Below are 17,299 nucleotides of genomic sequence, written 5' to 3' on the forward strand. Positions count from 1 at the left end.
CATTGAGTACATTGAAGCTTCGGTTGTTTAGCAGCTTGATCACGGTATTCAGGGTGGATTATGAGTATTCCAACGGCGTATGCGTCCCCAATCACAGTGTCCTTCAGCTCACTTGCTGAACGAGGCGAAGTCTATGCAGATCACAAGGTTTCCATCGCGATTGATAACGCCCACCCTGCAACTGAAACACGTAAAGCGCCTTCAACACGTCGCGCCGAGGCCGATGCTGAAGTTGCCAGCTCATTCGCCGCATTATTGCTCGACGGCAGTTATAGAACTTCAATCCGGCCACCTGATATGCAGGTCCCGCCCCGCTCGACGGTAGCGCTCTGGTATGCCCAACTGGACAGTGCATTTAAAAGCGAAGGGTTTTCAGCCTGGGCTAAAAAGCAGGGGCTGGACACGCGTTATCTGACGTTGATTCCCGCACGCGGGGAAATAAAAGGCTATGTAGACGGCCGGCGCAAAACCTTTTATCTGTCAGACGATTCAGGCTGGTCTGATGTTTCCCGCACGCTCTTGGCCCTTGGCAAGGTATTCGCCCCCGAACACGGTCAAGCGGTGCGATACCCAGGGAGCGGGCAGGGCGGCGTATCGATGACGCTGGTCGCGCAATTCTACAAGGCGCCTGATCTTTTTGAGGGCGACCAAGCCAGCGTTCGCCGCAAACAGTTCACGGATAATCCCGGCTTTAATCTGCATGAGCGCCCCCTGTCGACCCACTCCGACGCGGCGTTGGCGGCGCATCGGCAGGCGCTGGGCGATGAGGCCAATCGGCACAGCCTGATGAGCGCATTGAACGCTTTGGTCGACGATGCTGACGGGCGTGTTGATCTGGAGCCGATCAACGTGCCCATCGATCCTCGCTCTGCGCTGTTTGAGCGAGCGCCGAGCAAAACGCCGAGCCTTGCCCAGATGCTCAAGCTGGAAGGCTACAAGGTGCCCGCCAACAGTGCTCAGGCCCATGCGTTGGCCTCGGCACTCTCCTTCGACCTGGCGCACAGGGCGCCGGGCGTCGACTCAGGTGGCGTAAGGCACATCGGTCAGGGCCTGTCGTCTACTTCACTGCGCAAGATGGGAAAGCTCGTAAAGGCGCAGATCGCGCCAGGCACGACGAGCGCGCCTGGAACGGGCAGCCTCTTGAGTCGGTTGATCGATCATCTTCCAGCCAACCTGAGAAAGGCCATGGCTGATTATCCGTCAATTGCCCTTGACCAGCTCCTGCGCACACCCGAGGCGCAGCGGCTGGGTAAGTTGATCCAGGAGGTGCTCAAGGTTATCGACACACCCACGAGCGCGATTGAAAGTCTTGGCGTAGCCCTGGTCCAGGAACTCGATCCTGGCTTGGGCAAGTCGCGGTTCAACCTGGCGGGCTACAACCTGTATAGCGCTGACAATGCAGGCGTTTCTTCGGCAACGATCGTCAAACGCTTTACGGCACACCTCGCCGGCAGGGTCGGCAACGAGGGCGCAGCCGTCGCCGCCCATCTTTTATTATCGGCGGCAGCCCCTGAGTTTCTGGTCAAAGACATCCCGCCCAATTTGCTATACGGCTCCCACACCTGGACGAATTTTTGTATAGAGGTGTCGCGCATAGAGCTGCAAGTGCCTGGCGCGGCGGCAAACATGACCTTCAGCCAGGTGATGGGTTTCGGTAATACGCCGCCGGTGTCCATCGAGGGTGAGGATCAACTGAACGTCGCCGCGCGCGACCCGATCATTGCCTGGGGCATTGCCAACCGTGTTATCGACACCAGCCCGACGCAGACTTATTCGGATGCGCAGGCCGAGCAGGCGCAACAGGCACTCAACAAGCAGCAAAAAGAACTTCGCTGGGCGAGTAATGCCATGAAGACACCGCCGACGACGCGCCGGGAATTGGCGCTGGCAGAGTTGAAACGGGTATTTCCCCAGGTGGACCCGACGCTTGAGGTGATGCAGCAGGCCTCCATCAAACATAAGCCAATGTCGCTGTTGGATATTTACATGACGGGGCCGATCCAACCGGACTATTGGATATCCAAGGATGAGCAGCGTTTTCCCTATAAGTGTTTGAAGTCGCGCCTGTCTGAGCTGGCACCTGACATTAATAAAGTGTTTACAGCGAAGTTTCAGGAATATCGCAAGGTTCAGGAAAGTGCCTGGGCTATCCAGTTCAAATATCAGCTTTCACTGCTGCCCATGGCGGACAGGGTACGTATCAGCCAATCGGACGTCAGTTTTTATGAGGTGTCCCGCGCCTATATCAAGAACGGCCCTTGTACCTCAGGGTTGTTCACCCCCAGGGAGTGCCTGCCTCCGACGCCTACTGCGCAGGAGCTTGAAGCGCTGAAGGGCAGGCACGGGTTGCTGATGAAAGTGGTGGAGCCTGGTGGCAGTGTCAGCGCCTACAGTTACTTTCCCGCCGAAGGCAAGATCGTCAAGGAAGACGGCTTTCCGGGCGGGCGAATCGACCTGGACGATCGTGCCTATTTTGGCGGGGAGAGCGAAGGTTATATCCCGGGTTTACCGCATACCTACGCGCAATATGGGGTCACGGATAAAACGCGCGATCCGCCTGCGCCGGACGGGAAAAAACAAGGTGACTACTTTTTTGCTGATAAATCGGGTGCGCTCGCACAAATGGCGGGTGGTTATTTCACCAAGGACTACGGCCCCTTGCAGAAGGAGGCGGCGGGCGTCACCGAGATTGAAAAAGGACGGGCTTACGACGAAAAGCTGAAGGGATTCTTTCTGAGCCTCGTGCCTTTTTATGACGGTGTCAAAGACGCTATCAAAGGTGACATAGGCGGGGCGGTATTCAATCTCGGGTTCGACATTCTCGGCTTTGTCATTCCCGGCGCGAATGCCGCGCGCAAAGCCGCCAAAGCGGGCAGAGGTGTTCTGAATACAATTAAAAGCGGTGTCGTTGCGGGTATTGGTGCGTCCGTAGGCTATACCGACTCAGTCGATATTGCGAAGAACTTAAATAAGGGCGCGCGCGCCGGTTATAAGGATGCGAAGTTCTTGGCTGAAAAGGGGCATGATGTTTTGTCGCGTTTGAGAGGGCATTATGGAAGTTACGATGTTACTAAGATCTATCAGGAGGGCGATGTTGTAAAAGGGTTTTTTTACGCCGCTGAGGACACTGTATGGCGACCTGCCGTGGCGGTCTTCAAGAAAGGTGCCTGGTATGCCTATAACGTTGTCACTAAAACGCCGTTTGGTGTTCAGTTGGCACAGTTTGGTGCGGTGAGTTCATTGCAACGCTGATACACGGACGTGTTCAGATAACCGGATTTTTCATTATTTAATATTCATTCGACAGGGAATGTGAATGGTTTGTATCTGTCCTGAATAAGGTAAATGACGATGAAGCGTTCAACAACAATAACAACGGCGTTACGTCCTGTCCGCACTTCGATTGTAGTCAAGGGCCGTATCCATCATAAAAATTCGTATCGTACGATACAGTGTTCAAGAATAGGCGATGCCATTGGCGGCCTGCTGAGGGGCGGTTCCAGAGAGAGTTTGCCGAGCCCGACACGGGTTGACGCGCCCAATGTCGGAGGTACCACACGCAGTAGCGTGGATACAGGCCACCGAACGTTCGATCAAGGGTTCGTGGACTCAAGAGTCAATGGCTTCGACGGCCCAGGTCACGCCAGTGGTACGCGGCAGGCGGGAGACGCTGCGTCAGGCGCCGGGCAAACGCCCGAAATGGCCGCGTATGTAGAAAGCCAGCGAAGAGCCTGGCAAGCCGCGAGGGATGTGCAAATCCGCGATCAGTTGTTCGGTCAGCCCAGTCCGGGGCGCGTCAATGGGCAGGATGTCGAACCTTTTTCGGCGCGAACCCTTGAAGAGAATGCCAAGACGGCGGTCAAGGCGAAGGAGACCGCGCTGCCGCCGACTAACACGACCCTGCTCAAGACCGCAGCGATCACGACGGCGATCAGCGTACCTGTGACGTCGATCGGCCTGGTCGTGGTCGGGAGTGTCAACGAAGCGCTCAAGCCGCTGATCAATCCGCCGCCTGCACCCGTGACACCAGAAAGCATCGAAGAAGGGCGGCTCGTCGATTATGCGCAAAACACTACTTTTCTGTTGGTCAATACCTTGTCGAAACTGCGTGGAGAGCAGCTTGTCGAGCCGAACCTGAGCTGGATGATGCAAACCAGAGAGGAGCGCCTTGACTCGCTGGAGGCCATGATTGGCTATGTCGAGCGGGAGCTGGGTAAAGAGGCCAAGGCCCAGAACATTGATTTTCAGCCGGCGTCCACGGGGCCTGAAAAAGACGCCATCAAGGCGCGTGTGATCGATTTGGAGAGCCGGATGGCAGCTCTTTCAGCGTTGCTGGGGGCCATTAGCATCACACCCGCGCCCAAGTCCAATACGCTGGTTTCGCCGATAGGGAACGCTTCGCAGCGGCTGGTGGCCATCCAATAGCCTTGCAGGGTTGGCGCCGCGTTAACCCTGCCTACGCGCCCGTCGTATCCCAGCGACGGGCGTTTCGCCCTCAGCTAAAGCGTGCGAACTTTCCCACCCTACGCTAACCTGCCTCGATGTTTACGAGGTCAACTATGCACATTCATATTCTGGGTATCTGCGGCACGTTCATGGGTTCGATGGCGGTTCTGGCCAAAGAGCTGGGCCATCACGTGACGGGCTCCGATGCCAACGTTTATCCACCGATGAGCACGCAACTGCAGGCGCAAGGGATTGAACTGACCCAAGGTTACGATCCTTCGCAATTCAACCCGGTGCCGGACCTGGTGGTGATTGGCAATGCGATGTCGCGCGGCAACCCGGCGGTCGAATACGTGCTGAATAAAGGCTTGCCTTATGTTTCAGGTCCCCAGTGGCTGGCTGATCACGTGCTGCAAGGCCGCTGGGTATTGTCCGTCGCCGGCACCCACGGCAAGACCACCACCAGCAGCATGCTGGCCTGGGTGCTGGAGCACGCAGGTATGAGCCCGGGCTTTCTGATCGGCGGCGTTCCGCAGAATTTCTCGGTGTCGGCGCGTCTGGGGGATACGCCGTTTTTCGTGATTGAGGCCGATGAATACGACAGCGCCTTTTTCGACAAGCGTTCCAAGTTCGTCCACTACCGCCCACGCACGGCGATCCTGAACAACCTGGAGTTCGATCACGCTGACATCTTTCCCGATCTGCCGGCCATCGAGCGGCAATTCCATCACTTGGTGCGTACCATCCCAAGTGAGGGCCTGGTGATCCATCCGACGACTGAGCCGGCGTTGCAGCGTGTGATCGACATGGGCTGCTGGACCCCGGTTCAAACCACCGGCGCAGGCGGACAGTGGCAGGTCAAGCTGCTCAGCGAAGACGGTTCCCGATTTGAGGTACTGTTCGAAGGCGAAGCTCAAGGCATCGTCGATTGGGGCATGACCGGCCAGCATAACGTCGCCAATGCCTTGGTGACCCTGGCGGCTGCGCGACACGTGGGCGTGACGCCCGCCGTGGGCGTCGCCGCATTGAGCGCGTTCAAGAGCGTGAAGCGGCGGATGGAAAAGGTTGCCGACGTGAAGGGTATTACTATCTACGACGACTTTGCCCACCACCCCACGGCGATTGCCACCACGTTGGATGGCCTGCGCAAACGCGTGGGCGATGCGCAGATTATTGCGATCGTCGAGCCGCGCTCCAATTCCATGAAGCTGGGGGCGCACCGCGATGGCCTGCCCGAAAGCGTGAATGATGCCGACCAAGTGGTGTGGTACGCGCCCGCCAACCTCGGCTGGGACCTGCCGGCCATCGCCGCGCTGTGCAGCGTGCCCTCGACAGTACGTGACTCATTGGAGGGCATCATCGAGCACGTCAAACACCTGGCCAAGCCGGGCACCCACGTGGTGATCATGAGCAATGGTGGCTTTGGCGGCTTGCACGGCAAGCTGGCTGAGGCACTCCAGTGAGCGGCCCGGAACGTATCACGCTGGCGATGACCGGCGCGTCCGGTGCGCCGTATGGTCTGCGCCTGCTGGATTGTCTGGTGCGTGAAGACCGTGAAGTGCACTTCCTGATCTCCAAGGCGGCGCAGTTGGTGTTGGCGACCGAGACCGACGTGGAGCTGCCGGCCAAAGTGCAGATGATGCAAGCGTTTCTCACCGAATACACCGGTGCGGCGGCGGGGCAGATCAAGGTGTATGGCAAAGAGGACTGGATGTCGCCAGTGGCGTCCGGCTCCGGCGCGCCGGCGGCGATGGTGGTAGTGCCGTGCTCCACCGGCACCCTGTCGGCGATTGCCACCGGAGCGTGCAATAACTTGATCGAGCGCGCGGCGGACGTCACCTTGAAAGAGCGGCGCCAGTTGATTCTGGTGCCACGCGAGGCGCCTTATTCCAGCATTCACCTGGAGCACATGCTCAAGTTGTCGAACATGGGCGTGACCATTTTGCCGGCGTCGCCAGGCTTCTATCACCAGCCGCAAACCATTGATGACCTGGTGGACTTTGTGGTGGCGCGTATTCTCAACCTGCTGAACATCCCCCAGGACATGCTGCCGCGTTGGGGCGAGCATCACTTGAGTGGCGATGAATAAGGCGCTGTGGGTTGTGCTGGTGCTGCAGCTGACAGGCTGCGCCACCGCGCGCACGCTGGATGCGGCGCAACCGGGCGCGCCAGTGGTGTACGCCGGGACCCGGCTGGATATGTACGCGATTGACGGCGGCTGCTGCGCCAGGGACAGGTTCGGCGCCGAGGCCCCCACCTATCCCCATATCGACCTGCCCGCCAGCGCGTTGCTCGATACGCTGCTGTTGCCACTGTCATTGTTGACCGTGCTGGGTGTCGGCTTCAACGCCACCGGCGGCCTGTGACGCAAACCTCAACAGCACCACAAACTCATGTGGGAGGGGGCTTGCCCCCGATAGCGGAGTGTCAGTCACTGAAGAGATTGACTGGACTACCGCCATCGGGAGCAAGCCCCCTCCCACATTGGGTTCAGTGTTCGCCTTTATTTATTTACCGAGCTTGCGCAGCTCATCCGACTCCACCACCCGCACGCCATCCTGCTCTTCCAGCGCCAGACGCCACATGGCGCGGGCCAGTTCGCACACTTCGATACCGTGGTACTTGCCCGGAATCAACCGAGACAGCGGCCCGGCCAGTTGTTCGGCCAGCCGAGGTTCGAGTCGTTCCCCCAACAATAATGATGGCCGCACGATGGTCAGTTGCGGCCAATCCTGGGCTCTCAATGCCTGTTCCATTTCCCCTTTGACGCGGTTGTAGAACACCGAGGATTTCGGGTCGGCGCCAATCGCACTGATCACGATCAGGTGCCGTGCGCCCAGTTCCCGAGCGCGCCTGGCGAAGGCCACCACCATGTCCAGGTCGACCGCACGGAACGCCGCTTCGGAACCGGCCTTCTTGATTGTGGTACCCAAACAGCAGAAGGCGATATCCACCTGGCCGCTCAACTGGGGCAGCAACACTGCCGGGTCGCCTACCGGGTTTTCCAAGCGTGGGTGTTCGGCCAGTGATTTGCGGCTCGGTGCCAGCACGCGGGTTACGGTGGGTTCGTTGAGCAGGCGGTCCAGCAAGTGTTCGCCAGTGAGGCCGGAAGCGCCGGCCAGTAAGATATGCTGCGGTGTCAGGTACATGGTGTTTCCCCCTTGTTACACGTTACAGCTTAGTTGCCTTTGGCTTCCTTGCTATTCATTGAGACGCTTTCGAGCGCCTTTCGTGCCTGCTGTTTACGTAATAATTGCCAGTGGGCGATCACGCCCTTGGGGGCCCAGATCTGCGGTTCGGAGGCTTCGAAGTTGTCCGCCTGTTCGCGCTCGGCCACGTGCAGTTGTGCCAGTTTGAAGGCCTGTTGCAAATCGTCCGTTTGGTTGAAAGCCTGTGCGAAAAGGGCATCGCCGAAGTAGGTAAAGTCCGCCTCTTCCGAACAGCCGAACGACACGCGATCAGCGCGCGAGGCGGTCATGATCAACGTGCGCTCATCTTTCAATGCCGGGATGAAGCCGCCGGAGTAGCAGGCGGAAATCACGATGATCTTGTCGCGGTTTTTCAGTGGCGCGAGCACGGCGGCCAGCTCATCGGCCGGCAGGTCGGCCAGTTCCATGCGCGGCTGGTCGAGCACCAGTTCGTGTTCGTGGGTGCCGTGGCTGGTCATATAGATGAACACCAGGTCTTCCGGCCCGCTGCGTTCGGCCAGGGTTTGTACGGCCCGGCGCAGGTTTTCGCGGGTGGCCATTGGCCGGTCGGCAATATGGTCGCGGTGGTTGACCAGGCGAATCTGCCCATGGGCACCGAAGCGGGTGGCGAGCATGTTGCTGACGTAATCGGCTTCGCGCAGGAACACGCTTTGCTTGCCGTCGCCGGCCAGCGCCAGGGTGTAAAGCTCGACGGCAGGCGTGGACGCGGGGACGGCGGCGAGGGCCTCGGCCAGCAAGTGGCCCTGGGCCAATACGCCGATTTCCAGTGGGTCGGGCAGCAGCTTGCCTTCGGCGTCGCGCACGCGCATGCCGTTGACCCAGGTGCCGGCCTGTACCGTACCGTCGGTCAGCACCAGTGTGCCGCGGCCCTGGTAGCTGTCGCTGTCAAAACCGCCGATATAGAAGCTGCCATCGGTAAGGTTCAGGCGACCTTCACCGCTGAAGCGCCAGTCGCTGAACTGGCCGACGTAATGGCTGCCATCGACGCCGATCAGTTCGCCTTTGCCGCTCAGCGCGCCTTCCTTGAACTGGCCGATCCAGACGTCGCCATCGGCGTTTTCATAGCGTCCCTTGCCGTTGAGCTGGTTCTGTTTGAACTGGCCGACGTAGATATCGCCATCCGCGCTGTTGAACGTGCCATTGCCTTCCAGCTGGCCATCGACGAAGTGACCGCTGAACTGATTGCCGCTGTCGTCGTTGCGCTGGCCTTCGCCATTGGGTTTGCCGTGGGCGAATTGGCCCTGGTATTGGCTGCCGTCGGCCAGCTCCAGGCGCCCGAGGCCGGAATACTGGTCGTCCTTGAACTCGCCGCGATAGGTCATCTGCCCTTCTTTGAGGGTGCCTTCGCCGTTGCGTCGACCGTTCTTGAAGCCGCCCACGTAGCTGCTGCCCGCCGTGGTCAGGCTGCCCTGGCCGTCAAACAGGCCTTGCTTGAATTGGCCCTTGTAGACTTCGCCGTTGCTGCCATGCCATTCGCCCTGCCCGTGCCACTGGCCGTTATCGAACTCGCCGGCGTACCAACTGCCGTTGGGGTAGTCGACGCGCCCCTGGCCTTGCAGCAAGCCGTTGACCACATCGCCCCGGTAGCGGCCGCCATCGGGCAGGCGCGCATCGGGCGGCAACAGCGATTCGCCATCTCCGCAAGCGGTGAGCAACAGGGCAAGGGCAAGGGGAGCGAGTGGGCGCATAGCGGGATCCGGATAATTGAGCGCCGAGTATGCCGCAGCTGCGCGTTTCATACATAAATTTACATACACTGTGGCAAGGTTTGTGGCCTCGCCACAGGCAACGTCCTACACGAAGCAGAGTGACAATGACTCAGCGATGTAAGCCGGTTTTTCCTGACCTTCGATTTCCAGGGTGGCGGTGGCCTTGAACAGCCACTGGCCAGGTTTTTTCTCGTGGACGTCGGTGAGGGTGACGTTCAGGCGCACCTTGGAGTCGACCTTCACCGGCTGTATGAAGCGCACGCTGTCCAGGCCATAGTTGATTGCCATTTTCAGGCCCTCGGGCATGATCAGGATGTCCTCCATCAGCTTGGGCATCAGCGACAGCGACAGGAACCCATGGGCGATGGTGCTGCCGAACGGGGTTTGCGCCGCCTTGACCGGGTCTACGTGGATAAACTGATGATCGCCGGTGGCCTCTGCGAACAGGTTGATGCGGGCCTGGTCGATGGTGAGCCATTCGGAACGTCCCAGTTCCTTGCCGACATAATCTTTGAGCTGCGCTACAGGTACACAGGGCATTGCGTTTCTCCCGGGTTCATCATTTTTATCCCCGCTGACGAGGGGTTTCTATGGGGTACAGAGAACCAATGTAGATCATCATGGGCAATCGGCCCGGTCAACCCAACATGCTTTTGGCGAATGCCGGAGCATAGGGCGGGCGTGCTTATAATGCGCACGAACTTTGAGGGGGCAGAGAGGATGCTGTTACGTGGCCTGACCTGGCTGGTGCTGTTTCAATTGATTGGCACTGCGCTCAATCATCTGCTGTTGCCGGTATTGCCGGGGCCGATCATCGGCCTGCTGCTGATGCTCGGCTTCCTGATCTGGCGCGGCGAAGTCAGCGAGCCGCTGAGCCTGGCGGCCGGCAGCCTGCTGCGGTATTTGCCGTTGCTGCTGGTGCCGCCGGCCGTGGGCGTGATGGTGTATGCCAAGGACATCGTTGCCGACTTCTGGGCCATCGTCGGCGCGCTGGTGCTGTCGCTGGTCATCGCGATGGGGGTTGTCGGCGTGCTGATGGAACAGATGGTCCGGCGCAAGGAGAAGAATCAATGATGTTCGACTGGCAGGGCGCCTGGGTGGCCGTCATTCATCACCCGTTGTTCGGTATCGGCATTACCCTGGGCGCCTATCAGCTGGTACTGGCGGCTTTCGAGAAAACCCGCTGGATTTTCCTGCAGCCGGTGCTGGTCTCCATGTTGCTGGTAATTGGCGTGCTGCTGATCTGCGGCCTGAGCTACGCCGAATACCGCAAGAGCACCGAGATCATGGGCGTTCTGCTGGGGCCGGCGACGGTGGCCCTGGCGGTGCCGCTTTACCTGAACCTGCGACGGATTCGCCAATTGTTCTGGCCGATTTTTACTACGCTGGTGATAGGCGGGGTGTTGGCCACCGGCCTGTGCGTGTTGTTGGGCTGGTGGTTCGGTGCCGAGCACAGGGTGCTGATGACCATGGCGCCCAAGTCGGTGACGTCGCCGATTGCGATGTTGGTGGCCGAGCAGATCGGTGGGGTGGCGGCATTGGCCGCCGTGTTCGTGCTGATCACCGGGGTGGCCGGCGCGATGATCGGCCCGGCGTTCCTGTCGCGCCTGGGTGTCTACAGCCCCGAGGCGCGCGGCATGGCCCTGGGCATGACGGCCCACGCTGTCGGCACCTCGGTGGCCCTGCAGGAAAGCGAAGAATGCGGCGCCTTTGCGGCGCTGGCCATGAGTTTGATGGGCGTGGCCACGGCAGTGTTTCTGCCGCTGGCTGTGTCGGTGATCGTTTAAACCGGGTTTAAGGAAACCTTTATGAGTCTGGCGCTGTTTCCACTCAACACCGTGCTGTTCCCTGGTTGCACCCTCGATTTGCAACTGTTCGAGGCGCGTTACCTGGACATGATCAGTCGCTGCATGAAAAAGGGCGAAAGCTTCGGTGTGGTGTGCATTCTCGATGGCAAGGAAGTCGGCCTGGCCCCGGATGGCTATGCGCTGATCGGCTGCGAAGCGCTGATCCGCGACTTTAAACAACAGGATAACGGCCTGCTGGGGATTCGCGTCGAGGGCGGGCGGCGTTTTCGCGTGCGCGATGCCCAGGTGCAGAAGGACCAGTTGCTGGTGGCCGAGGTGCAATGGCTGGAAGAGCTGCCGGACCAGCCGCTGGAAGAAGAAGATGCCGACCTGCTGGCGCTGCTGCAGGCATTGGCCGAGCACCCGATGGTCGCTGCGCTGGATATGGACGCCCATGCCGAGGGCCAGCAGGCCCTGAGTCATCAGTTGGCGTATCTGCTGCCGTTCACCGAGGCGGATAAAGTCGACCTGTTGCAACTCGACGATCCGCAGCAGCGGCTGGATGCGATCCAGATGTTGCTGGATGAATTGCAAGGTGAATTGTTCACCTGAACTTCGGACTTTCCTGGCGGGTTTTCAGACTTTGTTTGGTCGCTTCCTGGGCCCCCGACCCGCACTATTTTCCGATCACACCCCAATGATCGGAGATGACCATGCTTCAGCTGACACCCTCGGAACAAGTCGCCTGGGACGCGTATTTTGTCAGCGTGACCACCCACCTGCTCCAGCACGATCCCACGCGGGGCGCGCAATACATCGCCGAGCACGCCGCCGACATTGCCGATGAAATGCTGCTGGAACGACGCGAGCGTTGTGTTGAACGTCGCAGCGCGTCGGTGGACTGGATTGGCCCGGCCAAAGGTCAGTAGGCGTACCTGAGCAGCGCGTGGGACGTGCCGGTAAACGCGATAAAGCCGAGCACCGCCACCACCACGGGCAAGACCAGCCACCAGGCTTTTTGCGTCATCGGCGGCAACGGGCTGCGGTATTGAATAAGGGTGAGGCTCAATGCGCACACGCTCATGGCCAAGAGCGTACCGGCCAGGATATCCGTAGGCCAGTGAGCGCCCAGGTAGACCCGCGACAACGCGATGAACGCGGCAGGTATGCAGCCCAGCAGCAGCCAGGTCAGGCGCAGTCGCGTGGGTTGGCCTCGGCCGGCCAGTACCGCCAGGGCCAGGAATAACGCAAACGCGCCGGAGGCATGGCCGCTGGGCATGCTGAAACTGGTAAGGGGGTCGGTCAGGATCTCCGGGCGCCCGCGTGCGAAGAAGAGCTTGGTGCCGGTATTGATCACGGCGGCGCCCGCCAGCGTGGCGCCGACGAATATGGCATGACGCCACTGTCGCGCCAGCAACAACAGGCCGGTAAACACCGCGCTGGCGACGAACATTTTCTTGAATTCGCCCAACTGGGTGATCCGCACCATCACCTCGTCGAGCCACGGGCTGCGATGCTCCTGCACCAATGCGCTCAGGCCCTGGTCGAAATCGTTGAGATGCGGGTAGCCGATAAACAGCGCGACCAGCAACGTCAGGCTGGCGCAGCCGGTCCACAGGGTGGCTCGACGATGGCCGCGCAAGCTGCTGTTCAAGCTCAGCCCCAGCAGTGCTGCCAGGCAGGCCGCGACAATCGCCGCTTCCGGCCAGAAACCTTCGGGCAGGGGCAGGCGGAACGCAGCACCGGCAGCCCAGCCCGGCAACAGATAAGCCACTGACCAACCCGCCGCCGCGATAACGCTCACGATCGCGAAGCGCGGGAACGGCATGTCGCACATGCCGGCGACCATTGGCAGCATGGGGCGCAACGGGCCGATGAAACGCCCGACCAGCAGGCTGGCGATGCCGTACTTATGGAAGTAGGTTTGCGCGCCATCCATCCACTCCGGATGGTGACGCAGGCCGGGCAGACGCCGGATATTCTGATGGAAATGTCGGCCCAGGTAGTAGGAAACCCCGTCGCCCAATAAACCGCCAAGGAAGCCCAGCAGCAGGGTGTCACTCAACGACAGCGCGCCGCTGCCGGCGAGCGCGGCAATCGCAAACAGCAGCACCGTGCCCGGCACGATCAGCCCGGCGATGGCCAGGCATTCCACGCACGCGACGATAAACACCGCCGCCGCCAGCCATTGTGGGTTGAGGGTCAGCCAGCCGGTAATGCTATCGAGCCATTGGCCCATACAATCCACTCCATCAAGTGTGGGAGGGGGCGCTTGCCCCCTCCCACATTAAAATCTCTGTACGACAGGTATCGATTCCAGCCGGTTCAGTCTGTTCAGATCAAAAAATAATCGCGGCCTTCGACCTGCCCGCGCCGCAGCGGGTTCCGTGTGCAATAAGGCGCATAGCCAGCATCGACGAAGCGGTACATCAAATGCTCATCGCGTCCACTGGGAATGCCCAGCCGTGTGGTCTGGATAATCTGCGTGGGCACCTGGCCCACGTCCTCGACATACAACTGTTCCTGATCGAAGCGCTTGGCATCCCACATCGGCACCTTCAGGCCCAGCGCCTTGCACAGCAGCGTCTGGCCCGCACAGAGTTTCTGCGAGGAGCGCGGGCTACCGTCGGGGTTGGGGTTGTTCAACAGCATTTGCGCCAGGCTCGCCGGCCCGGACACCTCATCGACCCAGGGATAGGCCGATTTGATCAGCACGGCATTGCCCGGGCCATGGGCGCTGAAGTTCAGCGAATCACCGCCACGGGCGTAGTACATGTAGATATGCCCACCATCCAGAAACAAAGCCTTACGCTTTTCTGTGTAGCCGAGTGAAGCGTGACTGCCTTTTTCGGCCACGTAATAGGCTTCGGTTTCGATAATGCGCGCGCAAAGCCAGGTTTCGCCGACACGATGGCGAATGACTTTTCCCAGCAGTTCTTGCGCGAGCAACTGGGCGTCACGGTCGAAGAAGCTGTCGGGGAGGGCGCGGGTGGGGCGTTCGGGCGTCATTGTGGGCATAACGTTCAGGGTTATTACGGCTAAATGTGACGGAATCATAACAACTCTCACCTTAATTACCGCTGAACCCCAGGTTTTTACAGTTCATTTCGACCATCCGCCCCTCACCGCTGTCAGTCAGGCGGCGTCACAGCTATAATCTGCCGCTTTCCTCTTTGCCAAGACTTCCTGACCCATGACTGAGTCCGTTCTTGACTACATGACCCGCCTGGGTCGCGCTGCCCGTCAGGCCTCGCGGTTGATCGCCCGTGCGAGCACTGCGCAGAAGAACCGTGCCCTGCTGGCCGCCGCCGATGCTCTGGATGCTGCGCGCTCCGAGTTGGCCGCCGCCAACGACCAGGACCTGGCCAACGGCCGCGCCAATGGCCTGGAACCGGCCCTGCTGGATCGTCTGGCACTGACCCCGGCGCGTATCGACGACATGATCGAAGGCTTGCGTCAGGTGGCCAAGTTGCCTGACCCCATCGGTGAAATTCGCGATATGCGTTACCTGCCGTCCGGCATTCAGGTCGGCAAGATGCGCGTCCCCCTGGGCGTGATCGGCATCATCTACGAGTCGCGTCCGAACGTGACCATCGACGCCGCGAGCCTGTGTCTGAAGTCGGGCAACGCCACCATCCTGCGCGGCGGTTCCGAGGCGATCCATTCCAACCGTGCCATCGCGGCCTGCATCCAGCAGGGCCTGGCCGTGGCCGAGTTGCCCGCCGAGGTGGTGCAAGTGGTGGAAACCACCGACCGCGCAGCGGTTGGCGCGCTGATTACCATGCCCGAGTTCGTTGACGTGATCGTGCCCCGTGGTGGCAAGAGCCTGATCGAGCGCGTCAGCCGCGACGCCAAGGTGCCGGTGATCAAGCACCTGGACGGCGTGTGCCACGTCTTTATCGACATCGCCGCCGACCTCGACAAGGCGATCCGCATCGCCGACAACGCCAAGACCCATCGCTACGCGCCGTGCAACACCATGGAAACCCTGCTGGTGCACGCCGGCATTGCCGAGCGCGTGCTGCCGCCGCTGGCCGCCATCTACCGCGACAAGGGCGTGGAGTTGCGCGGTTGCGAGCGTACCCGTGCGCTGCTGGGCGCGGACGTGATCGAGGCAACCGAGCAGGACTGGTACACCGAATACACGGCGCCGATCCTGTCGATCCGCATTGTCGACGACCTGGACCAGGCCATCGAACACATCAATACCTACGGCTCCAAGCACACCGACGCCATCGTCTCCGAGCATTTCAGCGATGCCCGGCGTTTCCTCAATGAAGTGGATTCCGCTTCGGTGATGATCAATGCCTCGACGCGCTTTGCCGATGGTTTCGAGTACGGCCTGGGGGCGGAAATCGGCATTTCCACCGACAAGCTCCACGCACGCGGCCCGGTCGGCCTGGAAGGCCTGACCAGCGAGAAGTACGTGGTGTTCGGCGACGGTCACGTGCGCACTTGATGGCTAAACGCATCGGGCTGCTCGGCGGTACTTTCGACCCCGTGCACATCGGCCATTTGCGCAGTGCCCTGGAAGTCGCGGATGCCCTGGCGTTGGATGAATTGCGCCTGATGCCCAATTTCCGGCCGCCCCACCGCGATACGCCGCAGGTGTCCGCGCAGCAGCGCCTGGAAATGGTGCGCGTTGCGGTGGAGGGCATAGCACCACTGGTGATGGATGATCGCGAGCTCAAGCGCGATAAACCGTCCTACACTGTCGATACCCTGGAGCTGATGCGCGCCGAGTTGGCCGCCGATGACCAGTTGTTTCTGCTTTTGGGCTGGGACGCATTTTGCGGCCTGCCCTCTTGGCACCGCTGGGAGGAACTCCTCCAGCATTGCCACATCCTGGTTCTGCAACGCCCGGATGCCGACAGCGAACCGCCGGATGCCTTGCGCAACCTGCTGGCTGCGCGGTCGGTAAGTGACCCCTTGGCCCTGACCGGGCCGAACGGGAATATTGCATTCGTCTGGCAGACCCCGCTTGCGGTGTCCGCCACCCAGATCCGTCAACTGCTGGCCAGCGGTAAGTCGGTACGTTTCCTGGTGCCTGACGCGGTCCTGGCCTACATCGATGCGCACGGGCTTTACCGTGCGTCGAACTGAAAAGGCGCGCTTGTCGCTACGCACCATCGTGCAGCGAGCGCCCGAACATACGAGCAAAACGAGTTTTATATGACGAACAAAGACGTAAGCAAAGTTAAGCGCAAAGGCACCTTCAAAAGCGCACCGCTGCCGGTAGAAGCCCACGTTGGCCCGGAACTGGCTGGCGAAGAGCTGGTAAAAGTCGCCGTGGCGGCCCTGGAAGACGTGAAAGCCCAGGACATCCAGGTGCTGGACGTACGCGACAAGCAGAGCATCACCGACTACATGATCATCGCCACCGGTACCTCCAACCGCCAGATCGGCGCGATGCTGGACAAGGTGCGCGAAGCCGTCAAAGCCCAGGGCGTGAAGCCGCTGGGTGAAGAAGGCAAGGGCGACAGCGACTGGGTGCTGCTGGACATGGACGACGTGATCGTGCACATGATGACCTCCAACGCCCGTCAGTTCTACGACCTGGAGCGTCTGTGGAAAGGCGCCGAGCAGAGCCGTGCCGCCGATGGCAAGCACCACAGCCCGGAAGTGGGCCATGCGCACTTCGACAAGCTCAACAAAGACCAGGAATAAGGAACGGCTGTGCGCCTGCGTCTGATCGCTGTCGGTTCACGCATGCCCAAGTGGGTGGAAGAGGGCTGGCACGAGTATGCCAAGCGCCTGCCTGCCGAGCTTTCGCTTGAGCTGGTGGAAATACCGCTCAATACCCGGGGCAAGAACGCCGACGTGGCGCGCTTTATCCGTCAGGAAGGCGAAGCCATGTTGGCCAAGGTCGGCCCCAACGAGCGCATCGTCACTCTTGAAGTGCACGGCAAGCCCTGGAGCACCGAGCAGTTGGCGGTGGAACTGGACCGCTGGCGCCTGGATTCGCGCACCGTCAACTTCATGGTCGGCGGTCCCGAGGGGCTGGCGCCGGAAGTCTGTGCGCGGGCCGATCAGCGCTGGTCGCTGTCGGCGCTCACGCTGCCGCACCCGTTGGTAAGGATCCTGATCGGTGAACAGCTGTATCGCGCCTGGACAGTTCTGTCCGGGCACCCTTATCACAAATAATCTG

At 60.5% G+C, this 17,299-nt stretch carries 18 protein-coding genes; 13 read left to right on the forward strand and 5 right to left on the reverse strand.

Translation table 11 applies throughout. From position 1 onward, the window contains the following. The first annotated feature begins 60 nt into the window (after positions 1-60). The 5 genes from BFQ04_RS18465 (at position 61) to BFQ04_RS18485 (ending at position 6,812) form a co-directional block, all read left to right on the forward strand. Positions 61-3,252, forward strand: a complete 3,192-nt coding sequence (locus BFQ04_RS18465) for a hypothetical protein (protein ID WP_139111943.1) — start codon at positions 61-63, stop codon at positions 3,250-3,252. Positions 3,253-3,699: 447 nt separating this feature from the next. Further along, positions 3,700-4,425, forward strand: coding sequence for a hypothetical protein (locus tag BFQ04_RS18470; RefSeq protein WP_065952042.1), 726 nt, complete (start codon positions 3,700-3,702; stop codon positions 4,423-4,425). A 134-nt stretch (positions 4,426-4,559) separates the two neighbouring features. After that, positions 4,560-5,909, forward strand: coding sequence for a UDP-N-acetylmuramate:L-alanyl-gamma-D-glutamyl-meso-diaminopimelate ligase (mpl, locus tag BFQ04_RS18475; RefSeq protein ID WP_065952043.1), 1,350 nt, complete (start codon positions 4,560-4,562; stop codon positions 5,907-5,909). Then, positions 5,906-6,535, forward strand: a complete 630-nt coding sequence (gene ubiX, locus BFQ04_RS18480) for a flavin prenyltransferase UbiX (RefSeq protein WP_083208103.1) — start codon at positions 5,906-5,908, stop codon at positions 6,533-6,535. The genes mpl and ubiX overlap by 4 nt, the downstream gene beginning before the upstream one ends. Next, positions 6,528-6,812 (forward strand): YceK/YidQ family lipoprotein, encoded by a 285-nt coding sequence (locus tag BFQ04_RS18485; RefSeq protein WP_065952044.1) that lies wholly within the window; start codon positions 6,528-6,530, stop codon positions 6,810-6,812. The genes ubiX and BFQ04_RS18485 overlap by 8 nt, the downstream gene beginning before the upstream one ends. Positions 6,813-6,953: 141 nt before the next feature. On the opposite strand, the gene BFQ04_RS18490 is transcribed toward BFQ04_RS18485, so the two are convergent. The 3 genes from BFQ04_RS18490 to BFQ04_RS18500 all read right to left on the reverse strand — a co-directional run bounded on the left by BFQ04_RS18490 (position 6,954) and on the right by BFQ04_RS18500 (position 9,904). Next, on the reverse strand, positions 6,954-7,595 hold the full coding sequence (locus BFQ04_RS18490) for an oxidoreductase (RefSeq protein ID WP_065952045.1): 642 nt from the start codon (positions 7,593-7,595) through the stop codon (positions 6,954-6,956). Between the two features lie 29 nt (positions 7,596-7,624). After that, on the reverse strand, positions 7,625-9,343 hold the full coding sequence (locus BFQ04_RS18495) for a C13 family peptidase (RefSeq protein WP_065952046.1): 1,719 nt from the start codon (positions 9,341-9,343) through the stop codon (positions 7,625-7,627). Positions 9,344-9,448: 105 nt separating this feature from the next. Further along, the gene (locus BFQ04_RS18500) at positions 9,449-9,904 is read right to left on the reverse strand and encodes a MaoC family dehydratase (RefSeq protein ID WP_065952047.1); all 456 of its coding nucleotides are present in this window, start codon (positions 9,902-9,904) and stop codon (positions 9,449-9,451) included. Between the two features lie 180 nt (positions 9,905-10,084). Here BFQ04_RS18500 and BFQ04_RS18505 point away from each other — a divergent pair, with 180 nt between their 5' ends. The 4 genes from BFQ04_RS18505 to BFQ04_RS18520 all read left to right on the forward strand — a co-directional run bounded on the left by BFQ04_RS18505 (position 10,085) and on the right by BFQ04_RS18520 (position 12,080). Then, positions 10,085-10,438, forward strand: coding sequence for a CidA/LrgA family protein (locus BFQ04_RS18505; protein ID WP_065952048.1), 354 nt, complete (start codon positions 10,085-10,087; stop codon positions 10,436-10,438). Next, positions 10,435-11,151, forward strand: coding sequence for an LrgB family protein (locus BFQ04_RS18510; protein WP_065952049.1), 717 nt, complete (start codon positions 10,435-10,437; stop codon positions 11,149-11,151). Before BFQ04_RS18505 ends, BFQ04_RS18510 begins: the two co-directional genes overlap by 4 nt. A gap of 21 nt (positions 11,152-11,172) precedes the next feature. After that, positions 11,173-11,763, forward strand: a complete 591-nt coding sequence (locus BFQ04_RS18515; RefSeq protein ID WP_065952050.1) for an LON peptidase substrate-binding domain-containing protein — start codon at positions 11,173-11,175, stop codon at positions 11,761-11,763. Between the two features lie 101 nt (positions 11,764-11,864). Then, positions 11,865-12,080 (forward strand): hypothetical protein, encoded by a 216-nt coding sequence (locus tag BFQ04_RS18520; protein WP_065952214.1) that lies wholly within the window; start codon positions 11,865-11,867, stop codon positions 12,078-12,080. On the opposite strand, the gene BFQ04_RS18525 is transcribed toward BFQ04_RS18520, so the two are convergent. Together BFQ04_RS18525 and BFQ04_RS18530 are read right to left on the reverse strand one after the other, a co-directional pair. Then, positions 12,074-13,390, reverse strand: coding sequence for a bifunctional DedA family/phosphatase PAP2 family protein (locus BFQ04_RS18525; RefSeq protein ID WP_065952051.1), 1,317 nt, complete (start codon positions 13,388-13,390; stop codon positions 12,074-12,076). The genes BFQ04_RS18520 and BFQ04_RS18525 overlap by 7 nt on opposite strands. A gap of 95 nt (positions 13,391-13,485) precedes the next feature. Beyond that, a complete protein-coding gene (locus BFQ04_RS18530) occupies positions 13,486-14,169 on the reverse strand; it encodes a DNA-3-methyladenine glycosylase (RefSeq protein WP_065952052.1) in 684 nt (227 codons plus the stop codon). Between the two features lie 175 nt (positions 14,170-14,344). Here BFQ04_RS18530 and BFQ04_RS18535 point away from each other — a divergent pair, with 175 nt between their 5' ends. The 4 genes from BFQ04_RS18535 (at position 14,345) to rlmH (ending at position 17,295) form a co-directional block, all read left to right on the forward strand. Then, positions 14,345-15,610 carry a glutamate-5-semialdehyde dehydrogenase gene (locus BFQ04_RS18535; RefSeq protein ID WP_065952053.1) on the forward strand — a complete coding sequence of 422 codons (1,266 nt, stop codon included), beginning with the start codon at positions 14,345-14,347 and terminating at the stop codon, positions 15,608-15,610. After that, positions 15,610-16,254, forward strand: coding sequence for a nicotinate-nucleotide adenylyltransferase (gene nadD / locus BFQ04_RS18540; protein ID WP_065952054.1), 645 nt, complete (start codon positions 15,610-15,612; stop codon positions 16,252-16,254). The genes BFQ04_RS18535 and nadD overlap by 1 nt, the downstream gene beginning before the upstream one ends. A gap of 69 nt (positions 16,255-16,323) precedes the next feature. Then, positions 16,324-16,818: a ribosome silencing factor gene (gene rsfS / locus BFQ04_RS18545; protein WP_003237041.1), complete on the forward strand. Its 495-nt coding sequence runs from the start codon at positions 16,324-16,326 to the stop codon at positions 16,816-16,818. 9 nt (positions 16,819-16,827) lie between these two features. Continuing rightward, positions 16,828-17,295 carry a 23S rRNA (pseudouridine(1915)-N(3))-methyltransferase RlmH gene (gene rlmH / locus BFQ04_RS18550; RefSeq protein ID WP_003176297.1) on the forward strand — a complete coding sequence of 156 codons (468 nt, stop codon included), beginning with the start codon at positions 16,828-16,830 and terminating at the stop codon, positions 17,293-17,295. The last annotated feature ends 4 nt before the right edge of the window (positions 17,296-17,299 follow it).

It is taken from the genome of Pseudomonas sp. 37 R 15, assembly GCF_900004865.1.
Lineage (GTDB): Bacteria > Pseudomonadota > Gammaproteobacteria > Pseudomonadales > Pseudomonadaceae > Aquipseudomonas > Aquipseudomonas fluorescens_AM.